The organism is Paenibacillus sp. FSL K6-1230 (assembly GCF_038002385.1).
GTDB classification, from domain to species: domain Bacteria; phylum Bacillota; class Bacilli; order Paenibacillales; family Paenibacillaceae; genus Paenibacillus; species Paenibacillus massiliensis.
In genome coordinates this window covers 5,071,818-5,092,481 of the sequence record NZ_JBBOCK010000001.1, presented here as the reverse complement: position 1 = coordinate 5,092,481, position 20,664 = coordinate 5,071,818, and the positions used below count along the sequence as shown (strand labels likewise).

The window sequence follows — 20,664 nt, the reverse complement described above, 5'->3', positions numbered from 1 at the left end:
AACACTTGTTCTGCCGATGTTAATTTGCTAGAATAGTCATAAGGAAAAAAAAGGAAAGGTGTGTCTTGGATGGGAATGCTGACGGATGAAATGCTGCTGGAATCCTATCACATGGCAATTAAGCTGAAGCTTGATCGTGATTTTATCACATTGCTTCTGGCAGAGATTCAGAAGAGAAAGCTAGTTGTGGATGACACGACTCTTCTGCATTAATTTCCCTCCAGGCAGACGCTGTCTCGGAGTTGTACATCTGGGCCGGATGCTGGTATAGGAGCCTTCCAAAGCCGTTCTTCTGCCGTTGCCAACAAGATATGATTCCCCACACAAAAGGGTGCTTTACTTCCGTGAAAAAATACGGGAGTAAAGCACCCTTTATTCTCATATGCTACATGGAGAGCTATAGCTTCATATTACTACTATGGCCCGGAGACAATTTAGCCTCGGGATCAATATATACCTTCGCATTGTTGACGGCTGTAGGCGCTTCTCCGAAGCCTACGGCAATCAGCTTCAGCTTACCAGGGTAGGTGGTAATATCGCCAGCTGCGAAGATGCCAGGGATATTCGTCTGCTGTCTTGAATCGACTACGATCGAATTGTTCTCAATCTCGATGCCCCATTCAGAAATAGGCCCCAGTGAAGATACAAAGCCAAAGTTCACGATCACATCGTCTACTTCAATCGTCTGCGTCTCCTTGGTCTTGACGTGAGCCAGTGTGACAGAGGTGATCTGATCTTCCCCTTCCAGGCTAACAATCTCAGTAGGAGTAATGACCTTCACCTTGGATGCCATCAGATTCTCGACACTGTGCTCATGAGCACGGAACTTGTCCCGGCGATGAATGAGAGTGACTTCCTCTGCGATTGGCTCCAGCATCAGGGCCCAGTCTACAGCAGAGTCGCCGCCGCCGCTGATCAATACCTTTTTGCCAGCGAATTTGCTCAGATCGCTCACAAAATAATGCAGATTCGTCTTCTCGAATTTGGCTGCCTCTGGAAGCTCCAGACGACGAGGCTCGAATGCACCAACACCTGCTGTGATGATGACGGCTCGTCCTTCATATTCTGCGGTATCAGTCGTCACTACGAAATGACGCTCATCCTTCTTCACGACAGAGACGACCTTCTCCTCCAGTCGTACATTGGGGTTGAAGTGATTCATTTGCTGAACCAGATTGTTCACGAGCTCCTGGGCGGTAACTTTCGGGAAGCCTGCTACATCATATATATATTTTTCTGGATAAAGTGCTGCAAGCTGTCCCCCGAGTTGGGGCATACTTTCAATCAGAGTAACAGAGGCCTGACGCATTCCACCATAGAATGCAGCAAAAATCCCTGCTGGACCGCCTCCGATAATAATTAGATCACTTATATGTTCACCTGTTGGTGTAGCCAAATTCATAACACCTCCGCTGTAATTATGAACCATTCATGGACAGGGAATCAGGCCACAATCCGTATGATTCAACTGACTATCATTATAAACGCACGAACTCTGATTGGGAAGTTCATCCCCCGTAAGTTAATAGAACCTTCATTTTTGTTGCAAGCTATGTGTATGCTCAGATTCAGGACAGGGAAGATTAGGAATACGGAAGGAGTAGGTCTCATGGGCGATCAACCTAAAATTGTAATCCTGGGCGCAGGCTATGGCGGTATCCTGACAGCACAGCGCCTGCAAAAGGAATTAAGGCATAAGGAAGCAGATGTGACACTCGTCAATCGGCATGATTATCACTATATTACGACTCACCTTCATATGCCGGCGGCAGGAACAGATAGCATTGAGCATTCAAGAATCCCGATCGGAGATTTGATTGATGGTCTGAAGGTGAAGCTGATCAAGTCTTCCGTTCAGGCGATTCAGCCAGCTGAGCGCACTGTCGTTCTGGATAGCGGGTCTATCCCGTATGATTATCTGGTACTGGGGTTAGGCGGCGAGCCAGAGACCTTCGGTATTCCAGGTATGCTGGAGCATGCATTGACGATCCGCAGCATTAATTCGGTGCGTCTCATTCGTGAGCACATCGAATATCAGCTGGCCCTATACAAGAACGACGGACTCGAATCGCGATTGTGCTTCGTCATTGGGGGAGCCGGATTTAGCGGGATTGAATTCGCGGGAGAACTGGCTGACCGTCTGCCGCAGCTGTGTCGTCAATATGATATCCACCCGAGTCAGGTGTCGATTATTAACGTCGAGGCTGCCCCAACGGCTCTCCCAGGCTTCGATCCTGAGCTTGTCGAATATGCGATGGATGTGCTGAAGCGCAAAGGGGTCACCTTCCGTATTGGCGTTCCAATCAAGGAGTGTCTGGCTGATGGCGTCATTATTGGCGAAGGAGAAAAAATAGAAGCTTCCACGGTAGTCTGGACTGGAGGGATTCGCGGTAATCATCTGCTTGAAAAGGCCGGCTTCGAGGTCATGCGTGGCCGGGTAAAGGCGGATGAATTCCTGCGAATCCCGGGGTACGATCATATTTTCGTGATCGGGGACAACTCCTTAATGCTGAATCCGGCTGGAAAGCCATATCCCCCAACAGCGCAAATTGCCATGCAGCAGGGTGTGACGTGCGCGAGGAACATAGTTGCTTCCATTCGCGGGCGAGAGCTTAACAAATTCGTATTCAGCAACAAGGGAACAGTAGCTTCGCTTGGTAAAGGAGAGGCGGTAGCTGTCGTGGGCGGAAAGAAGATCAAGGGCTGGGTTGCAGCCCAGCTTAAGAAGGTCGTAGATATGCGCTACTTGTTCATTATTGGTGGCATTCCACTGGTCATGAAGAAGGGGCGATTCTTCGGATAATTACAACGGAAGCGAAAATAAAGAAACAAGCCATACGAAATTTCGATGGCTTGTTTTTTTTGTTTATATGTGAGCCGTTACCTGGAATTACTCCGGGCTGCTTATAGCTTCAGCATCTCTTCAATGGACTCGGCGTTAAGCACACTACCAACATAGAAGGAACCGAATTCGCCATAGCGCGCACTCACCTCGTCGAAGCGCATTTCATAGATCAGCTTCTTGAACTGAAGAGCATCATCAGAGAACAGCGTTACGCCCCATTCCCAATCGTCAAAGCCAACAGAGCCAGTAATGATCTGCTTCACCTTGCCAGCATAGCTGCGGCCGATTAATCCATGACTGCGCATCATTGTGCGGCGCTCCTCCATGGATAGCATGTACCAGTTGTCAGCAAGCTCGCGCTTCTTGTTCATCGGATAGAAGCAGATGTAGCGATTCTTCGGCAGAATTGGCTTCAGTCTGGCTACAACCTGAGGGTTCTGCATCGGGTCCTCGTCCTTGCCGCCAAGGTAATTGCTCAGCTCTACGACGCTGACATAAGAATAAGCCTTGGTCGTATATTTGGCGAAGGTAGTCTTATTGAATTCATTTTCCAGCGTCTTCAGATCCTCTAACGTCTCGCGCAGATGCATCATTACGAAGTCGGCCTTCTGACCAACAATGGTGTACAAAGCGGAGCTGCCCAGTCCATCGGCCTCCGTCGTTCCCCATTCCTCCATGAATTCACGCAGCTCGTCCAGTGCTCCAGCGCGCTCCTCGTCATCGGCAGCTTTCCAGGCCGTCCAGTCGATGGATCGAAAATCATGAAGGGCGTACCAGCCCTCCAGCGTTGCAGCGGCCTCATTCGTATGTGCTACAGGTTGATTCATTCTACGTACACTCCTTTGCTGAATCAGCAAGAGCCGAAGGAAGAGTCGGTGATCGCTACGAATAGGATACCCGGCTGTTCTGATTGCGGCCCTGTGCTGTCATTTGACGTTTGCAGGATCATTTCCTGCCTATGTAATCTGTATGGATAAGCATGTGGATTGACCTACCAGCATCCTGCAAGGAATGACTGGCTTCATCTTATTGTAGCGCAAAAGAAACGAAACGAGCAAATGACGATGCCAGTAAAATTCATGCCGATGATCAAATCCTCCGATTTTGCGCCTAAGGGCGAAGTAGGTTGAAGATGATCGTGAAATCCTCGCATATATCCGTATATTTTCCGTCTTTATCAGCGGCCCAAGTATGATAGAATAGTAAGGCATCTTGGAGATTGGTGATGCAAGGAAAGGAAGAGCACACTATGCGCATGAAGAATCTGCTGCATTTTACGGAGCACCACCGATACTGCGTATACCGCGAGTTCGGGCTTGGGCATGTCGATGAGATCATGCTGAGCAAGGTATATCAGCCGATGGTAGGAGCGTTTGCTGTCAGTCTATATCAGTTGCTGTCCCAGCAAATTCCGGCTGGACAGATCGGTTACTCGCCTGTAGAGCAGCAGCGCGGTCTTTTTCTGACGCTAGGCCTGGAGCCGAGCGAGAAGGGACGCAAATATCTGATTGAACAGACATCAAAGCTTGAAGCTGTCGGACTGTTGCAGACGTCCAGAATGTATGCTCCGGACACGGATGATTATATGTATGAATATGAGCTACAGCAGCCATTATCCCCTTCGGAATTTTTCCGTACACAGCATCTGACCTTGCTCCTGCGAGACAAGATTGGCAAGTTCGCCGTCCTGTCACTGCGTGCATCGCTATGGAGTCAGGAGACGGCCGACTGGCAGCAGATGCTTCACAATAAAGAGAACATTTCAGTCCCCTTTTACGATATATTCGAGCTGAATACCCATGTCATTGATTATGAGCTGGAGCAGGCCTTGTCTGAGGTAGCGGTGTCTCGCCATAAGGGGGCTTCGGCGGATGAGGCCGGAGAACTCAATTATGCAGACATGATTTTGCGTTTTCCACGAGAATCGGTGAACCGCAAGCATGTTGAGCGCCTGCGCTTTGATTATGAGCAATTCGGTGTGGTACAATATGTGGCCCACAAATATGATCTGAGCGCTCAGGATGTAAGCCGCCTGCTGGATGAAGAGGATGTCTTCACGGAGCAGGGGGAGGTTGTGCTGGATCGGCTGCAGTATCATGCACAGCTTCAGTTCAGACAAGCCAAGAAGCGGATGGAGGACCAGCAGGTGAAGGCTGCCAAGGTCATCGCATTGCGGCAAGGCGTGGAAGAGGAGACCGCACAGCCGCCTGCCGAGCAAGCGGTCGAGATGGAATATTATGTAGAAGTGCCTCCGCAATTCGAGGGCAAGTGCGATATCCATCAATATAATATGATGCTCCGCAATGAGCCTTATTATCGCTTATTACAGACGTTTTTTCCGGGGACAGTCCCGGGCAATCTGCTGGATATATTCGAAAAGATTGATCTGAGCTACAAGCTTCCTGGTGAAGTGATCAATGTACTTATTCATTATCTAATGACCATGCTGGTATCCGGAAGTGATCAGCGCATCAACCGGAATTTCGTCGAGACGGTAGCCTCCAATATGCTCGTCAAGCAGGTGAACTCTTATGAGAAGGCCGTCCAGTATATTCGAGACCAATCCAAAGTCAAAGGACGTAAGTCAACTGGGGGCAGTAGTGGTGGTGGACAGCGTCCGCGGTCCGTGAAGGGGGCTTCAGGCAAGCCCTCGATTCCAATTGTTCAGGATCAGGTGGCAGAGACACCTGTATCCGAGCAAGAACTGGAGGAGTTGCTACGCATGGCGGAGCAAATGCAGTCTGGCAAAAAGTCGAATTTGTAAGGCAAGTGAATCTACGTGAACGTACTTTAACGTACAAAGTTCAATGAATATAGAAGTAATGATCGCAAGGGAGGTCAAGGTATGGAATCATTAGGTGATTTGCTGCAGAACATGCAGAACCCGTCGTTCCGGCAGCGGTCACGAAATATTACCGAGCAGGTGATGAACCACCCGCTGGTGCAGGAATTCCGTGCTGCGCATCCAGAGCTGGATGATGAGCTGCTGCGTCTGAATATGAGCAGACTGTACCAATACATGCGAGATCGTAGTAATTGTGCCCAATGTCCTGGACTTGAGCATTGTCCGAATGATTTTCAAGGCCATTATTGCAATCTCATGGTAGAGGAGGCTCAAGGGCGCACCCAGATTGTAGACAGCCGTACGCCCTGCAACCTCCAGTTGGCCCGGGAGCATGAGCAGCAGGTTAAGCAGCGTATTCGTAGCTTCTACGTGGATGAGCGAGCGCTGCGTGAGGGCTATGATGCGGTGGAGATCTCGCGTAAGGATCTACAGCGCGTGCCGGCAGTGAGTCGGGTGTTTACTTACATTAATGAGGTGAAGACGCAAGGACTAACTCCGCGCGGGCTTTACCTGGAGGGTACCTTCGGGACAGGCAAGACCTTCCTCGCAGGCTATATGCTGCATGAGCTGGCCAAGTCCGGCTATAATGGAGTCATCGTGTACATGCCTGATTTTGTGGAGGATCTCAAGTCCATGTTCCAGGATGGTCAGAAGCTGAAGGAGACGACAGATATGCTCAAAAATTGTGATCTGCTCGTCTTCGACGACATCGGCGCCGAGAATCTGAGTCCGTGGGTACGTGATCATGTGCTTGGCTCCATCTTGAATTATCGGATGAATCGCAAGCCGACCTTCTTTACCTCCAACTATTCATTAGCTGGCCTGGAGCAGCATCTCAGCTTCACGAGCAAGGATGGCGAGGAAGTGTACAAGGGACAGCGGCTGATGGATCGTATCCGGCCATTCGTAGATGTCATCACGGTCAAGGGTACGAATCAACGTGGGTCTTAATTGCCACAGTTTACTTACATTTGAATTAGTGGTATGCTATAATCGTAAGGTGTCGCCACAGACATTCGAGGTTATAATATATATGACTTTCCTATAAGGAGGAATTTCCAATGGCTATAGTTAACGTGTCCGATCAATCCTTCAATACTGAGGTGGAAGGACAAGGAACCGTTTTGGTTGATTTTTGGGCGCCATGGTGCGGACCTTGTAAAATGCTGGCACCCATCTTGGAGGAACTGTCCTCTGAAGTGTCGGATGTCAAGATTGCGAAAGTGAACGTGGATGATAATCCGGAGTCTGCTTCCCGTTTTGGCGTGATGAGTATTCCTACTCTGATCGTGTTCAAGGATGGACAGCCTGTCGATAAAGTGGTAGGCCTGAACTCCAAGGAAGCACTCAAGAACATGCTGTCCAAACACCAGTAATAACATGATTCGGTTGTCCGATTCGGACGTACCGTTTCTTGCCAATATTACTGACGAATGCCTCCGGTATATGCCGGGGGCGTTTTTGATTTTGATCTCTGCCTTGCTGAAGAAGTCGGGAGAAACAGCCGAGAGTAGAAGGCAGGAGAAGAAGCCATGAGAAGCAGCGGATCATGATATACTATGAAGGACGATATAAGATTTTATATAGGTTGAACTGTAAAATTGATAAGGGGGGCAAGTAACGGAGGGGAAGTTTGGAACTGGAGGAGCGACAGCGACCGCCTTTGTCTCTGGATTTCCACGGCTATAGGCCGTTTATATGGAAGAAATCTGGAGACAACAGTGGCGAAGGTTCAAACGTTCACCGCATTTGCACGGACCCGAAATCTTAACATGTTCAGTTCAATTTATATTGATATAGTGAATCAGCTTGGAAGGAGAGACCCTGCGCCATGGAACATCATGCAGAGCGAATACGCGAGCAGGAAAAGGCATTAGAACGCATCAACCATAAGCTAGCGCTGCTGCCGGATCAGCCGGGGTGCTACCTGATGAAGAATGAGGAAGGCACCATCATCTATGTTGGCAAGGCCAAGATTTTGAAGAACCGGGTGCGTTCTTATTTCCGTGGGAGCCATAATGGCAAGACCCAGCGCCTGGTAGCCGACATTCGTGATTTTGAATACATCGTGACGGCGAGCAACATGGAGGCACTGATTCTGGAGTGCAACCTGATCAAGAAGCATCAGCCTCGTTATAATGTCCTGCTGAAGGATGACAAGACGTTTCCCTATCTCAAAATAACCAACGAGCGTCATCCCAAGCTGGAGGTCACACGCCGTGTCCTGAAGGACAAAGCTAAATATTTTGGCCCTTATCCCAATTCCTATGCGGCCCATCAGACGAAGAAGCTGCTAGACCGAATGTATCCTTTACGCAAATGTGGCGTGCTGCCAAAGGAAGTATGCCTCTACTACCATATGCATCAATGTCTTGGCCCTTGTGTACAGGAGGTCTCCGAAGAGACCTATGAGGATATCTCCAAAGAGATTGCTTCATTTCTGAGTGGCGGTCATGAGGAGATCAAGAAGGAGCTTCAGCGCAAGATGGAGGAAGCGGCCGAGGAGCTTTATTTTGAACGTGCAAAGGAGCTACGCGACCAGATTATCAGCATTGATGCGATTATGGAGAAGCAAAAGATTACGACGGCTGACACCAAGGATCGTGACGTCTTCGGCTATGCTGTGGATAAAGGCTGGATGAGCGTGCAGATTCTGTATGTTCGCAAAGGAAAAATGATTGGGCGGCACATGTCCTCCTTTCCTTTCTATGGAGAGGCGTACAGTGATTTTGTGTCCTTCGTGACCCAATATTATAGTGACAATCCGGCTCTGCCGCAGGAGATTCTGCTACCCGTCTTGAGCGAGCATGCGGCAAAGACTGAGCAGGAGCAGACCGAGCAGCCCGTAGTCGAAGTGAGAGGAGAGACCGCAGCAGAGGGAGAGGCTGAAGCAAGAGGGGAGGCATTATCACAGGAGGTAACGCCTGTCCTAGGTAATGACGAGGATTCGGCTGTATTGCAGACGAGAGTTGCACCAGCAGCGGATAACATAACGGCGCTGGAATCAGCGAGCCCATCTGCTGATCAGGACGGTTCATCTATCCATGAGGCAGCTGTATCCTATGAATTGAATTCGTCAGAGGCTTTGGAGGCAATTGAAGAAGCCCCCGCACTTACCGGAGGTCTCGATGATCCAAGCACAGCTGCCTCGGCACTGGAACAATGGCTCGGAGTCAAGGTGCATATTCCCCAGCGCGGCCTGAAGAAGCAGATGACAGGTATGGCTTCGGATAACGCGCGAGTCGCGCTGGACGAGAAGTTCCGCCTCATTGAACGCAATGAGGAGCGAACCTCCAAGGCTGCTGATAATCTGGGACGAGCGATCGGACTGGAGACGCTGTACCGAATTGAGGCGTTTGATAACTCCAACATTCAGGGAGCGAACCCGGTATCAGCGATGGTTGTCTTTGTGGATGGCAAGCCAGAGAAGAAGGAATACCGCAAATACAAAATCCGTTCCGTACAGGGACCAGACGATTATGAGACGATGCGCGAGGTTGTTCGTAGACGATATGAGCGTGTGCTGAAGGAGAATCTGCCGCAGCCAGACCTGATCATTGTCGATGGCGGTAAGGGACAGATCGCTGCAGCGATTGATGTGCTACACCATGAGCTTGGCTTGTTCATCCCGGTGAGTGGACTCGTCAAGGACTCCAAACACAAGACAGCTCAGCTACTGCTCGGTGATCCACCACAGCCAGTCGTGCTGCCACGCAACAGCGAGGAATTCTACCTGCTGCAGCGGATTCAGGAGGAGGTCCACCGCTTTGCAATTACCTTCCACCGCGAGCAACGAGGCAAATCCATGGTCACCTCGCGACTCGATTCGATTCCGGGGATTGGAGAGAAGCGTCGGAAGATGCTGCTCAAGCATTTTGGCTCGATCAAAAAAATAAGAGAGGCCAGCGTCGAAGACTTCCGGCCTCTCTCTATAGGGGATAAGCTGGCAGCTACGATTATAGCTGCCCTTCAGGAGGAGTCGTAGGATACGACTTCTCTTTTTGTGTAGGATTATATTTGTACACGATATACCCGACAATGGCAGGCAATATGATGCCGACCACGCCAGCGGTTACATTGGACAACTGCCCCATCGTCATCAGGCTGATGCCCATAAGTATGCTGTTGAACACCACATGGCTGAACATGACAGTAATGAAGCCATAACGCAGGAAAATGAAGCTGAACAACAGTCCGATGAATAACAGCTCAATCGGTCTTGTAATGACTGGATAGATTGGATACAGCGTATGGCCGAAGGCCCAGATCAGTGATGTGATGATGCTGGCGACCAAGGTGCTGCGGACCATTCTTTTTACCATGGCAATTCCGAAGAAACGATAGACCGCTTCCTCACCAATGCCGGCCATCCAGGCCATAATGGGCAGTACCCACGCATAGGTCATATTAAAAGGCGATTGAGTCTCGTCCGTCGTCGACCAGGTACCAATCGTCATGCCGAGAATCACAAAGATGATGGACTGTACACCCAGTAATATGAACGCCCACAAGTAACCTGCCCACATACTGCGCAGGACGTAGAGCCCGTAACCTGGCTCTTTCGCTCTTGGCCATGGATTCCATCCATGCTCCCGCCACAGTGCATTGCCCCCGACTAATGAGAAGTAGACCGACCCAGCCATAACAATCGTAATGATCGTCTGGAAGATAATCAGAAATACCAGCATGAAGGAGCTTGTGCTCTCACTCTGGAAGACGGGAAGCATGTTGAAGAAGCTGATCATGGAAGCCAGGAAATAGACGATGCTCAGCACGATTCCTCTGCCAAAAGAGGTAAAGCTGCGCTTCACAATACTATACACAATGGCCAAAACGCCTAATACAAAGGTGAATAGGGCAAATCCGATATAATACATCCAATTCGCTTGCGCTGTCTGCTGCTTCACATAATCTGTGTGCAGCTTCGGTGCCACGAACATGGGCTCGAAGGATCGAATTTTACCATTCTCGAACAAGAACTTCAGCTCAAGTGGTGCTTCGCCAATCTGATGATTAGTAACCCGATAGAGCAGCCCAGTGTCGCCGTCGCTCGTGAGTAGCTCCAGCGTAGCAGGATCATAGCCCATATCGGTGAGGACGGCTTTCGCCTCAGCCTGTTTGTCTGCTAGGGAAATGCTACCTTCAGCAAAACGCAGCATCGTATCACTGGTCTCATCCTCCAGAACGCCTTCGGCCATAAATGAAGGGGTACCCCGATCGACGACAAAGCCTACAGCCTTACCCGTGACCATATCCAGGTCGACACGAAGCGTAGCATTGATATCATCATATGGGATATGAACACGGAACAGATCGTAAGGATATTCGGACACCCAAGTTCGGTTGTACTCCGCCAACAACTCATTTTTCATGAGATACCCATATAGATCGGAATGAGCACGGTAGGTGACCAGAGGATTCGCCGGGGTCTCTACCTGATAACCGAGTGTCTCTTTGATGAATGTAGTAGCTGAAGAGACAGCCTCTTGATCACTTATGGTCTTCTTCGGGACGAGCTCTTGATTGCCAGCCAGTGTCGGCAGGATGACCTGCAGCAGCAAAAATATGAACAGGCCAATGGCGCCAAGCAGGCTCAGAAGCTTGAAATTAGCCTTGAGCACGGCTGGTTTCCCAACAGGATTCATCTAATACCTCCTTTATGTACACCATTCTAAGATAACATAAGATGAAATTGAATCGCCAGTAAAGGCAAGCGTTACTACAATAAATGTGCTCCAAATGTACTTCGTCATCAATAGAATGCTCCAGCAAGAATGTATGAGAAACACAATAATCAGCAGTGAATCCGCAAAAAGGTCAGGGTTTTACCGGGATTTGCAGAAATTTTGCAGTATTTCACTGAAAATCCCTTTGTGAAGTGCAGGAGGAACGATTATAATTTGTATGCTAATCCAACTATGCATCCAACAATACGTCCTGTACGTAATAAATAAATGTCTGTTTTTAAGTTTCAGTGGAGCTGAACAATTCAGTAATCGCAATAAAAACTACTACTAAATGCGGTCTGTCTTCTGTGAAGTACAACGATAAATGTTTTTATTATGTTTTACGTTGAAAGAAGAAATGCTATGAGTAGTTCGTCCTATGCTCAGCCTTTTGTTCACTTCGTCAGCTGGGGGAACGAGGATAGGTTTGGGGCTACTTGGGATAATTGTGCTTGAGGAGGTCGGCATGCAGCTTCACATTCAAAAATTCAGATTATCGCCACCCCGTATTCTGGCTGGGGGCTTCGCTCTTATTATATTTCTGGGCACATTGCTCTTGATGCTGCCTATTGCGAATACATCGGGAGAGCCCCTGCCATTTCTGGATGCGCTGTTCACGGCTACCTCGGCCACCTGTGTTACAGGCTTGGTCGTTGTAGATACAGGCACTCATTTTACCATATTCGGTCAGATCGTCATTGCAGTACTCATTCAGATCGGTGGGCTGGGCTTCATGACGATGGCTACGCTTGTAGCGTTGGTATTTAAGCGCAGAATCTCCTATAAGGAGAGACTAATCCTGCAGGAGGCGATGAACCAGACCTCTGTTGAGGGGATTGTTGCTCTCATTCGCAAGGTGATTATCTACTCATTGACGATTGAGGCGGTGTGCGCTGTTCTATTCGCGATTCGTTGGGCGTTTGACATGCCCTTGGGGCAAGCCTTGTATTTCGGTATCTGGCATTCGATATCCTTGTTTAACAATGCGGGGTTCGACATTTTCGGAGATTTCCGTAGTCTGACCGGCTATGTAGCAGACCCCTTCACTAATTTGATCTCGATTTTTCTGATTGTCACTGGTGGACTAGGCTTCGTTGTGCTGTCTGATCTGGTGGAATATCGGAGCAAACGACGTCTGTCTCTCCATTCCAAAGTGGTGCTAACAGTGACTCCTGCCCTGATCTTGGTAGGGATGCTGGTTATTTTGATCTTCGAATTCGTCAATCCCGCTACTCTTGGCCGTCTTGATGGGGGAGGTAAGCTTCTCGCTTCCCTGTTCCAGTCTGTGGCCACACGGACGGCAGGTGCAAATACACTGGATATTGCGAATATGGAGCAGGCTACGCAGTTTTTCATGATTTTATTAATGTTCATCGGTGCTTCTCCGGGATCAACTGGAGGTGGGATCAAAACGACTACGTTCGTGCTGCTGCTGGGTGCCGTATGGGCTATGATTAGAGGAAGAGAGGATATCGTGTTCTTTCGTTACAGGCTCGAACAGGAGCGTGTTCTCAAGGCTCTATCCATAGTGCTGCTGGCCCTGTTCATAGTCATTGGAGCGACGATGATCCTGTCTACGACGGAGGACCATCATTTTCTGATGATTCTGTTCGAGGCTACATCTGCCTTCGGGACGGTAGGGCTTAGTATGGGACTGACTCAGGATCTCACGGACGTCGGCAAAATGCTAATTATTATGCTAATGTTCATTGGCCGGGTCGGACTGATTACGATGGCGTATGCATTAGGTCGCCGCGAGGGTAAAGAACTGTATAGACATCCTGAAGGCAAGATGATTATCGGTTGATTCGTTACGTTAAGAAGAAATTCATCATGGGTTAAGAATAGGAGAGTTACGGAGAGGTCATGAAAACAGGGCAGTATGTCATCATTGGACTGGGACGGTTCGGCGCAAATCTGGGAATACAGCTTATGGAGATGGGCTGTGAGGTACTGGGCATTGATAAAGATGAGGAAGCAGTAGATGAGATGAGTGAGCTGCTGACGCATACGGTTGTGGCTGATGCCACCGATGAGCAGACGCTTCGTTCCCTTGGGGTACGGAACTTTGACTGCGGGATTGTAGCGATCGGCAACGATATTCAGATGAGCATTCTGACTACGATCCTGCTCAAGGAAATGGGAGTCAAGACGGTCATAGCCAAAGCCATCTCCAAGCTGCACGGACGGGCACTGGAAAAGCTGGGCGTGGATCGTATTGTATACCCAGAACGCGACATGGCCATACGGGTGGCTCATCAGCTCGTTACTCCGCATCTGCTGGACTACCTGGAATTATCAGGTGAATACTCCATTGTGGAGCTCAAGGTACCCGCTTGTCTTCATGATATGACACTGGCAGACCTGAATTCTCGCACCCGTTTCGGCTGCACGGTCGTAGCCCTTCATACCTCTGCGGGGGTGCGCATTGCGCCTACGGCCATGGATCGACTGCACAAGGATGATATCATGGTCGTCATCGGAAGCAATGATAATCTGGAGCGCTTCGAGGATGAGGTCGTTAATGAGTAAGGATGTAGATTTATCTTCAATAGCAGTGCTTTCGTGGATGTTTTTTAACTTTTTTTACAAATATATGATTTAGTATTTCAAACGGCTGTGATATTGTTGCTGGAGATAGCAACAATATCACAGCTTTTTTTGGTTGTACAATTAAATTTTGACAATGAAATTCACAAAAAAATGAAGGGGAAAAATGAAGATTTGGCAGTTAGCTACAGGATTAAATGCTTTAATGATTGACATTGAAGACGGAACAAAACCAGAAATTGATGAAATACTTGGTAATATATCAAGGGGACAACCTATAAAGGATACATGGAAACCTTTAAAAGTAATTTATAAAACAGATAAAAACAAAGCAATTGACTTTCCTAGATATGCACCTGCTATGAATGTTTTTCATGAACGTTCAATCACAATTCTTGAGCCATTAATCGCCGATTTAGTAGAATTTTTACCGTTAATAGATGATAAATATCAATTTTATTTCTGTAATGTAACCAATATATTGGACTGCGTGGATCATGAGAATTCTGATCCGGAAATTAAGTATGATATTTTGTTTTCTTATCATAGCTTATACTTCAAAGAAGAAATGCTGCGTACGGAGAAAAGACATATTTTCAAGATACCTGAATTAGTAAGAACTAGTGTATATGTCTCAGATGAGTTTCGTGATGCGGTGCTAGAGGCGGGTCTGAAAGGATTAGATTTCATCCCGGTATGGGATTCCGAGTTCACAAAAGCAGACGAGCTTGCTCAGAAGGAGCGTTATGAGCATTATTTAGCTGAATTGGAGAAAAATAAGGGAGTCTAAATGGATTGGGATACAGCTATGAAGCTTCTTAATGAAGGCAAAGCCGTAGCTAGTGCTCATTGGAAATTGAAAAAGGATGCAAGCAAGGAGCTGCTGGTGGGGAACTTAACCTATGACCTTAATTACGATTTTGCCAAGTTGATTTATATTCCTCCAATTCTTTTGGATTTGAAGTGGCATGAAGTCGAACGAGGTGAGTAGTCAGAACTTGGAGAGGTGCTCTGGCAAGTTTCTCGGCTCCCGTTTAGGTGAGTTATTGAAGTAAATAGCATTTCTATGAAAAGAAAGCTGTATCTGTATTTTTTCTCAGATTCAGCTTTCTTTTCGGATAGTTACAATCGTGCTTCAGATCATCCGGTACCCAGCAAAGGAAGCGCGTGTCTCGCTAATCCACTGCCTGGCAGTCGGTCCATGCTCGACGGTCTCAGCGTAGATGAGACAGGTTGTTCGCCGAGTCTCCTTCAACTCGGGCATGAACACGGCTACGAGGCCGCTATCCCGTACCAGCTCCTTGCGCAGATAGGATTTGGGCAGCAATGCGGCTGCCTTGCAGGTAGGCAGTAGGCGCACGATCGCTTCGAAGGAATCAATCTCCATGCGAATGTCTGGCATAATGCCACTCTGCTGGAACAGCTCGTCCGTGAGGCGACGATACCACGTTCCCTTGGAGAAGAAAATCATCGGTAGTCCTTGCAACTCAGCCATTCCAGTTGGTCCCGGCTGTGCGGCCAGCGGGTGCCCGACAGGGACGACCAGCATCAGATGATCATCGAAGAGTGGGACACAGCTCAGCCCGGGCTCTTCAATGGAGGAGCCTACGATGCCGGCATCTGCCTTCTTGTCCCGCACAAAGCCGACGATCTCATGCGTCTTGCCGGTCAGTAGCTTCAGCTCAGTCTGGGGGTGCTTGCTCATGAAAGCCTCCATCAGCGTAGGCAGGGTTGTCTGAATCGTCGTCAGACTTGCACCCAGCGTCAATTCACTCTGCCCCTCCTGCTTGTATTGCGACAGCTTGTTCAGGAAGCGAAGCTGCCGCTGTCTTTGCTCCAGCGCGAAGGTGTAGACAAAGCGACCGGTAGAAGTTAATTCCAGCCGCTTACCGCGTCTGTCGAACAGTTTGACTCCCAGTTCCTCCTCCAGCTTGGCTATTTTTCGTGACAGGGCAGGCTGTGATAAATTTAATAGCTTTGAAGCCTTATTCAGGCTCGATTGCTCTACAACGACGGCAAACGCACTCATATCCTCAAACAGGGCTACCAGCTCCTTTTCGTCTAAATCAACCAACCACAGCTTAGTTTTAACGGGTATATGCTTAAATGTTATAACAATTAATAAATATATTGCAATTCCATTATAAGATGAAAAGGAGTAACATAAAAAGTGACACAAGTTGTTCACAGTTAATCAGTCAGGTTTAGGAACAATTTGTCGAAACTCCTCTTGGGAGATATGATAAATATAGAATTTGAAAACGCTATTTTTGGGAAGGGGAACAATGCATATGAAAGGGTTTTACTCCCGCAAGATTCACTCTTTGCTTGGTATCATTCCACTGGGCCTGTTTTTTGTGAATCACCTGCTCGCCAATTTCAGCGCAGTAGAGAACGGCAAGGAAGGCTTTGACAAGAGCGTGGCTTTCATTAATGGTCTACCGCTGATCCTGGTTTTGGAGTTCGTAATGATCTATTTACCGATGCTGTTCCACGGTGTATATGGTCTATACATTGCCTACCAGGCGAAGCCGAATGTGAATCGCTACGGGTATGAGCGCAACTGGCGCTATTTGGTACAGCGGATTACAGGCGTCATTGCCTTCGTCTTCATTATCTGGCACGTGTATGATACGCGAGTGCAGGTGGCATTGGGCAACATTACGCATGAGCAGCTTGGCGGCCAGATGTATGCTATTCTGAGCAATCCTGTATCGTTCGTCCTCTACACAATCAGTGTAGTGGCCGTATCCTTTCACTTTGCCAATGGACTATGGTCCTTCCTGGTTAGCTGGGGGATTACAGTAGGTGCACGTGCTCAACGTGTCTCCTCTTTCATTTGCATGGGAGTATTTGCAGTGATGTCCGTCATGTTCATTGCGACACTCTTTGCGTTCCGTGGGGCTGAATTCAGTGAGGCAACCTCTCTGCTGAATACCATTTCCGCTCTGTACAGCTAAGAATGGATTATAGAGGTTTGCATCATAGTAGATGATCATAACAAGATTCATCGGCAAGTATTACTGAAGAGGAAGTGAGAATTCATGGCAGCATCCAATATTATTGTCGTGGGCGGCGGTCTCGCTGGCTTGATGGCGACCATCAAGGCGGCAGAAGCAGGCGTTCACGTAGACCTATTCTCGCTGGTACCAGTCAAGCGCTCACACTCGGTCTGTGCGCAGGGCGGTATTAACGGAGCAGTAAATACCAAAGGTGAGGGCGACTCCCCGTGGATTCACTTCGATGATTCCGTCTATGGGGGAGATTTCCTGGCTAATCAGCCACCAGTTAAGGCGATGTGCGAAGCGGCACCGGGTATTATCCACCTCATGGATCGTATGGGTGTTATGTTCAACCGTACCCCTGAGGGTCTGCTTGATTTCCGCCGTTTTGGTGGTACTCAGCATCACCGTACTGCATTTGCAGGTGCTACGACAGGGCAGCAGCTCTTGTATGCATTGGATGAGCAGGTACGTCGCTGGGAAGCAGCAGGACTTGTCACCAAGCACGAGAACTCTGAATTCCTTCAGGCTGTTATTGATGATGAGGGGATCTGCCGTGGTATTGTGGCTCAGGAGCTGAAGACGATGGAGATCGCGACCATTATAGCCGATGCCGTTATTCTTGCCTCCGGTGGCCCTGGCATTATTTTCGGTAAAACGACGAATTCCGTCATTAATACCGGAACTGCTGCCGGCGCGGTATATCAGCAGGGTGTACGCTATGCAAATGGTGAGTTCATCCAGATTCACCCAACGGCCATTCCTGGTGATGACAAGCTGCGTCTGATGTCCGAGTCGGCTCGGGGTGAAGGTGGGCGGATCTGGACTTATAAGGACGGTAAGCCTTGGTACTTCCTGGAGGAAAAATATCCGGCTTACGGCAACCTGGTTCCGCGTGATATCGCAACTCGTGAAATCTTCAGTGTCTGCGTGGATCAGGGGCTCGGAATTAACGGCGAGAACATGGTCTATCTGGACTTATCGCATAAGGACCCCAAAGAGCTGGACGTCAAGCTCGGTGGAATTATTGAAATCTATGAGAAATTCGTCGGTGACGATCCACGCAAGCTGCCCATGCGCATCTTCCCTGCGGTTCACTACTCCATGGGTGGGATGTGGGTAGATTACAATCAAATGACGAACATTCCTGGTCTGTTCGCTGCTGGTGAATGTGAGTTCCAGTATCATGGTGCGAACCGTCTCGGCGCGAACTCCTTGCTATCAGCTATCTATGGCGGCATGGTTGCTGGCCCGAAAGCAGTAGAGTACATCAAGGGGCTTAAGAAATCGGCTCGCGATGTAGCTTCCTCTGTATTCGAGGGGCAACGCAAGCAGCAGGTAGATAAATATGAAGGTATTCTGACCAACGATGGTAACGAGAACGCCTATGTCATTCATAAAGAGCTTGGCGAGTGGATGACCAACAATATGACAGTGGTGCGCTACAACGATAAGCTCGAAGCGACGATCAACAAAATCAAGGAGCTCAAGCAGCGCTACCGCAAAATTAACATCAATGACGCATCGCGCTGGAACAATACCGGCGCAGCCTTCACACGTCAGCTGTGGAATATGCTGGAGCTGGCAGAGGCGATGACCAAGGGTGCGCTGCTGCGTGATGAGAGCCGTGGTGCACACTATAAGCCGGAATTCCCGGATCGGAATGATGAAGGGTTCCTGAAGACGACCATTGCGGATTGGACTCCGGAAGGGCCACAAATCTCGTACGAGCCTGTGGACGTATCTCTCATTCCACCGCGTGTACGTGACTATTCCAAGAGCAAATAATTCGGCCAAGATGGCTGAAGTGACGACTACCCGGTCTGTCTGCGCCTATATTAACGGGCAGCCGGAGGAAAGGATGAAATAGGATGGCCGATGTGAAAAAAACGGTTAAGCTAGTCATTACCCGTCAGGATCAGCCGGAGTCGGCACCGTATAAGGAAGAGTTCGAGATTCCTTACCGCTCTGGCATGAATGTCATCAGTGCTCTGATGGAGATTCAGCGGAATCCAGTCACCAGCTCAGGGGGCGATACAGCACCAGTATGCTGGGAATCCAACTGTCTGGAGGAGGTATGTGGTGCCTGCTCCATGGTGATTAACGGCAAGCCGCGTCAGGCTTGTGCGGCGTTGATCGATCAACTGGAGCAGCCGGTACAGGTGGCACCGATGAGCACCTTCCCTGTAGTACGGGATCTGGTCATTGACCGTGGACGGATGTTCAATGCACTGAAGAAGGTAAAAGCATGGATTCCAATCGACGGTACCTACGACCTGGGTGCCGGTCCGAGAATGAATGAGAAGAAACGACAATGGGCTTATGAGCTGTCCAAATGTATGACCTGCGGCGTCTGCCTGGAGGCTTGTCCGAATGTGAACGAGAAGACAGACTTCATTGGACCTGCGGCGATCTCTCAGGTTCGTCTATTCAACAGTCATCCTACAGGTGAGATGAACAAGGATGAGCGTCTGGAGGCGCTAATGGAGGCTGGTGGAATCGAAGGCTGCGGCAACTCACAGAACTGTGTACGCGCTTGTCCGAAAGGTATTCCATTGACAACTTCAATTGCTGAAATGAACAAGGAAACGACCAAGCACATGTTTAAGCGTTGGCTGACGGTGTAACGGTACAGCATCCTTGAAATGCTCCCTGTCATGAGAACTGCACAGCAGTTGTCTGGCGGGGAGCGTTTTTTTTCAATAGACTTCCGGCTTATGATATACTACGTGTAATAAAAACGACCCAGTACCTTAATCAGATTACAGCTGAGTATAGAGTCGCCGCAAGCGGTGAGCCTTGTCGACCGCTCTTAAGCCTGCTGTTCCATGATTTAAGGTGGATAGCGGTTTGAACAGCAAGCTGAAAGGAATTGAGCGAATGACTCATAACATGATCATTGAGCAGCCCCTTACGCAGACGGAGCTTGTGCGTTCCCTGCATAATCTGGGTGTTCGTGAAGGCATGACACTGCTCGTACATACTTCGCTGCGCAGCTTCGGACGATATATTCCAGGCGACGCGAGCACTGTCATTACGGCGCTCCGACTCGCATTGGGGCCGCAAGGAACGCTGGTCATGCCGACGCAATCGAGTGATCTGACAGATCCTGCAACATGGCAGGCTCCTCCGGCAGATCCGAAATGGTGGAATCTGATCCGCGAGGAGATGCCGGCTTATGATCCATACTTGACGGTTACAAATGGCATGGGGCGAGTCGCCGAGCTGTTTCGGCTGTTGCCTGGAGTGATACGTAGCATGCATCCCCAGCTCTCCTTTGCTGCTCAAGGTCCACTTGCAGAGGCCTTGCTAGCTGAGCACAGTCTTGATTTTGCACTTGGCGAGGCTTCTCCACTGGCAAGAATGTATGAGAACGATGCTTATGTGTTACTGTTAGGCTGCGGACATGACAGTAATACCTCGTTGCATCTTGCAGAGTACAGGACGGATTATGCAGGGAAAGAAGAGCAGGAGCTTCTGGCGCCTGTGCTACAGCAGGGGAGCAAGCAATGGGTTAAGCGTCGGGATATCAATATTACGTCAGATGATTTTGACCGCCTGGGGGCAGATTTTGAGCGGGATTACCCAGGTGAGGCTCGGCGTATGGAGATCGGTCAGGCATCCTGTTTCTTGGGCCGACAGCGGGTGTTAGTCGATTATGCTCAAGCATGGCTACCGGTCAACCGAACTTTATAA

19 protein-coding genes are annotated in these 20,664 nt (G+C 49.1%); 15 read left to right on the top strand and 4 right to left on the bottom strand.

Annotation, left to right across the window (positions count from 1 at the left end):
• Window positions 1-69: 69 nt before the first annotated feature.
• A complete protein-coding gene (locus MKX74_RS22475; protein ID WP_018885587.1) occupies window positions 70-213 on the top strand; it encodes a sporulation histidine kinase inhibitor Sda in 144 nt (47 codons plus the stop codon).
• A gap of 184 nt (window positions 214-397) precedes the next feature.
• Here the strand turns inward: MKX74_RS22475 and MKX74_RS22470 are convergent, their stop codons facing one another.
• Window positions 398-1,402: an NAD(P)/FAD-dependent oxidoreductase gene (locus MKX74_RS22470; RefSeq protein ID WP_018885586.1), complete on the bottom strand. Its 1,005-nt coding sequence runs from the start codon at window positions 1,400-1,402 to the stop codon at window positions 398-400.
• Between the two features lie 207 nt (window positions 1,403-1,609).
• On the opposite strand from MKX74_RS22470, the gene MKX74_RS22465 reads away from it, so the two are divergent.
• Window positions 1,610-2,803, top strand: a complete 1,194-nt coding sequence (locus tag MKX74_RS22465) for an NAD(P)/FAD-dependent oxidoreductase (protein WP_018885585.1) — start codon at window positions 1,610-1,612, stop codon at window positions 2,801-2,803.
• Between the two features lie 101 nt (window positions 2,804-2,904).
• Here MKX74_RS22465 and hemQ read toward each other — a convergent pair whose 3' ends face one another.
• On the bottom strand, window positions 2,905-3,672 hold the full coding sequence (gene hemQ / locus MKX74_RS22460) for a hydrogen peroxide-dependent heme synthase (protein WP_025680185.1): 768 nt from the start codon (window positions 3,670-3,672) through the stop codon (window positions 2,905-2,907).
• A gap of 422 nt (window positions 3,673-4,094) precedes the next feature.
• On the opposite strand from hemQ, the gene MKX74_RS22455 reads away from it, so the two are divergent.
• The 5 genes from MKX74_RS22455 to uvrC all read left to right on the top strand — a co-directional run bounded on the left by MKX74_RS22455 (window position 4,095) and on the right by uvrC (window position 9,675).
• Complete coding sequence (locus MKX74_RS22455; RefSeq protein WP_026281169.1) at window positions 4,095-5,609, top strand: helicase DnaB; 1,515 nt, start codon at window positions 4,095-4,097, stop codon at window positions 5,607-5,609.
• Between the two features lie 81 nt (window positions 5,610-5,690).
• Window positions 5,691-6,641 (top strand): primosomal protein DnaI, encoded by a 951-nt coding sequence (dnaI, locus tag MKX74_RS22450; protein ID WP_018885582.1) that lies wholly within the window; start codon window positions 5,691-5,693, stop codon window positions 6,639-6,641.
• A gap of 110 nt (window positions 6,642-6,751) precedes the next feature.
• The gene (gene trxA / locus MKX74_RS22445; protein WP_018885581.1) at window positions 6,752-7,066 is read left to right on the top strand and encodes a thioredoxin; all 315 of its coding nucleotides are present in this window, start codon (window positions 6,752-6,754) and stop codon (window positions 7,064-7,066) included.
• A gap of 4 nt (window positions 7,067-7,070) precedes the next feature.
• Window positions 7,071-7,226 (top strand): hypothetical protein, encoded by a 156-nt coding sequence (locus MKX74_RS22440; RefSeq protein WP_341179898.1) that lies wholly within the window; start codon window positions 7,071-7,073, stop codon window positions 7,224-7,226.
• 295 nt (window positions 7,227-7,521) lie between these two features.
• Window positions 7,522-9,675 carry an excinuclease ABC subunit UvrC gene (uvrC, locus tag MKX74_RS22435; protein ID WP_018885580.1) on the top strand — a complete coding sequence of 718 codons (2,154 nt, stop codon included), beginning with the start codon at window positions 7,522-7,524 and terminating at the stop codon, window positions 9,673-9,675.
• On the opposite strand, the gene MKX74_RS22430 is transcribed toward uvrC, so the two are convergent.
• The gene (locus MKX74_RS22430) at window positions 9,647-11,335 is read right to left on the bottom strand and encodes a CPBP family intramembrane glutamic endopeptidase (protein ID WP_018885579.1); all 1,689 of its coding nucleotides are present in this window, start codon (window positions 11,333-11,335) and stop codon (window positions 9,647-9,649) included. The genes uvrC and MKX74_RS22430 overlap by 29 nt on opposite strands.
• Before the next feature lie 547 nt (window positions 11,336-11,882).
• Between MKX74_RS22430 and MKX74_RS22425 the strand changes: the two genes are divergently transcribed.
• The 4 genes from MKX74_RS22425 to MKX74_RS22410 all read left to right on the top strand — a co-directional run bounded on the left by MKX74_RS22425 (window position 11,883) and on the right by MKX74_RS22410 (window position 14,957).
• Window positions 11,883-13,223, top strand: coding sequence for a TrkH family potassium uptake protein (locus MKX74_RS22425; protein WP_018885577.1), 1,341 nt, complete (start codon window positions 11,883-11,885; stop codon window positions 13,221-13,223).
• Window positions 13,224-13,282: 59 nt separating this feature from the next.
• The gene (locus MKX74_RS22420; protein ID WP_341179897.1) at window positions 13,283-13,948 is read left to right on the top strand and encodes a potassium channel family protein; all 666 of its coding nucleotides are present in this window, start codon (window positions 13,283-13,285) and stop codon (window positions 13,946-13,948) included.
• 184 nt (window positions 13,949-14,132) lie between these two features.
• On the top strand, window positions 14,133-14,756 hold the full coding sequence (locus MKX74_RS22415) for an imm11 family protein (protein WP_341179896.1): 624 nt from the start codon (window positions 14,133-14,135) through the stop codon (window positions 14,754-14,756).
• On the top strand, window positions 14,757-14,957 hold the full coding sequence (locus tag MKX74_RS22410; protein WP_341179895.1) for a hypothetical protein: 201 nt from the start codon (window positions 14,757-14,759) through the stop codon (window positions 14,955-14,957).
• A gap of 144 nt (window positions 14,958-15,101) precedes the next feature.
• Here MKX74_RS22410 and MKX74_RS22405 read toward each other — a convergent pair whose 3' ends face one another.
• Window positions 15,102-16,007, bottom strand: a complete 906-nt coding sequence (locus MKX74_RS22405) for a LysR family transcriptional regulator (RefSeq protein ID WP_025680176.1) — start codon at window positions 16,005-16,007, stop codon at window positions 15,102-15,104.
• Between the two features lie 250 nt (window positions 16,008-16,257).
• On the opposite strand from MKX74_RS22405, the gene MKX74_RS22400 reads away from it, so the two are divergent.
• The 4 genes from MKX74_RS22400 (at window position 16,258) to MKX74_RS22385 (ending at window position 20,664) form a co-directional block, all read left to right on the top strand.
• Window positions 16,258-16,926 (top strand): succinate dehydrogenase cytochrome b558 subunit, encoded by a 669-nt coding sequence (locus MKX74_RS22400; RefSeq protein WP_025680175.1) that lies wholly within the window; start codon window positions 16,258-16,260, stop codon window positions 16,924-16,926.
• A gap of 84 nt (window positions 16,927-17,010) precedes the next feature.
• The gene (gene sdhA / locus MKX74_RS22395) at window positions 17,011-18,756 is read left to right on the top strand and encodes a succinate dehydrogenase flavoprotein subunit (protein WP_018885571.1); all 1,746 of its coding nucleotides are present in this window, start codon (window positions 17,011-17,013) and stop codon (window positions 18,754-18,756) included.
• Window positions 18,757-18,839: 83 nt separating this feature from the next.
• The gene (gene sdhB, locus MKX74_RS22390) at window positions 18,840-19,595 is read left to right on the top strand and encodes a succinate dehydrogenase iron-sulfur subunit (protein ID WP_025680173.1); all 756 of its coding nucleotides are present in this window, start codon (window positions 18,840-18,842) and stop codon (window positions 19,593-19,595) included.
• Between the two features lie 253 nt (window positions 19,596-19,848).
• Window positions 19,849-20,664, top strand: a complete 816-nt coding sequence (locus MKX74_RS22385) for an aminoglycoside N(3)-acetyltransferase (RefSeq protein ID WP_445667328.1) — start codon at window positions 19,849-19,851, stop codon at window positions 20,662-20,664.

Bases quoted from the DNA above. Each gene is read 5' to 3' on its own strand.
- MKX74_RS22455 (WP_026281169.1), top strand. From the start codon at position 4,095: ATGCGCATGAAGAATCTGCTGCATTTTACGGAGCACCACCGATACTGC.
- MKX74_RS22415 (WP_341179896.1), top strand. From the start codon at position 14,133: ATGAAGATTTGGCAGTTAGCTACAGGATTAAATGCTTTAATGATTGAC.
- MKX74_RS22385 (WP_445667328.1), top strand. From the start codon at position 19,849: ATGACTCATAACATGATCATTGAGCAGCCCCTTACGCAGACGGAGCTT.
- hemQ (WP_025680185.1), bottom strand. From the start codon at position 3,672: ATGAATCAACCTGTAGCACATACGAATGAGGCCGCTGCAACGCTGGAG.
- MKX74_RS22425 (WP_018885577.1), top strand. From the start codon at position 11,883: ATGCAGCTTCACATTCAAAAATTCAGATTATCGCCACCCCGTATTCTG.
- MKX74_RS22440 (WP_341179898.1), top strand. From the start codon at position 7,071: ATGATTCGGTTGTCCGATTCGGACGTACCGTTTCTTGCCAATATTACT.
- MKX74_RS22410 (WP_341179895.1), top strand. From the start codon at position 14,757: ATGGATTGGGATACAGCTATGAAGCTTCTTAATGAAGGCAAAGCCGTA.
- MKX74_RS22470 (WP_018885586.1), bottom strand. From the start codon at position 1,402: ATGAATTTGGCTACACCAACAGGTGAACATATAAGTGATCTAATTATT.
- MKX74_RS22465 (WP_018885585.1), top strand. From the start codon at position 1,610: ATGGGCGATCAACCTAAAATTGTAATCCTGGGCGCAGGCTATGGCGGT.
- MKX74_RS22420 (WP_341179897.1), top strand. From the start codon at position 13,283: ATGAAAACAGGGCAGTATGTCATCATTGGACTGGGACGGTTCGGCGCA.
- sdhB (WP_025680173.1), top strand. From the start codon at position 18,840: ATGGCCGATGTGAAAAAAACGGTTAAGCTAGTCATTACCCGTCAGGAT.
- trxA (WP_018885581.1), top strand. From the start codon at position 6,752: ATGGCTATAGTTAACGTGTCCGATCAATCCTTCAATACTGAGGTGGAA.
- MKX74_RS22430 (WP_018885579.1), bottom strand. From the start codon at position 11,335: ATGAATCCTGTTGGGAAACCAGCCGTGCTCAAGGCTAATTTCAAGCTT.
- dnaI (WP_018885582.1), top strand. From the start codon at position 5,691: ATGGAATCATTAGGTGATTTGCTGCAGAACATGCAGAACCCGTCGTTC.
- uvrC (WP_018885580.1), top strand. From the start codon at position 7,522: ATGGAACATCATGCAGAGCGAATACGCGAGCAGGAAAAGGCATTAGAA.
- sdhA (WP_018885571.1), top strand. From the start codon at position 17,011: ATGGCAGCATCCAATATTATTGTCGTGGGCGGCGGTCTCGCTGGCTTG.
- MKX74_RS22475 (WP_018885587.1), top strand. From the start codon at position 70: ATGGGAATGCTGACGGATGAAATGCTGCTGGAATCCTATCACATGGCA.
- MKX74_RS22400 (WP_025680175.1), top strand. From the start codon at position 16,258: ATGAAAGGGTTTTACTCCCGCAAGATTCACTCTTTGCTTGGTATCATT.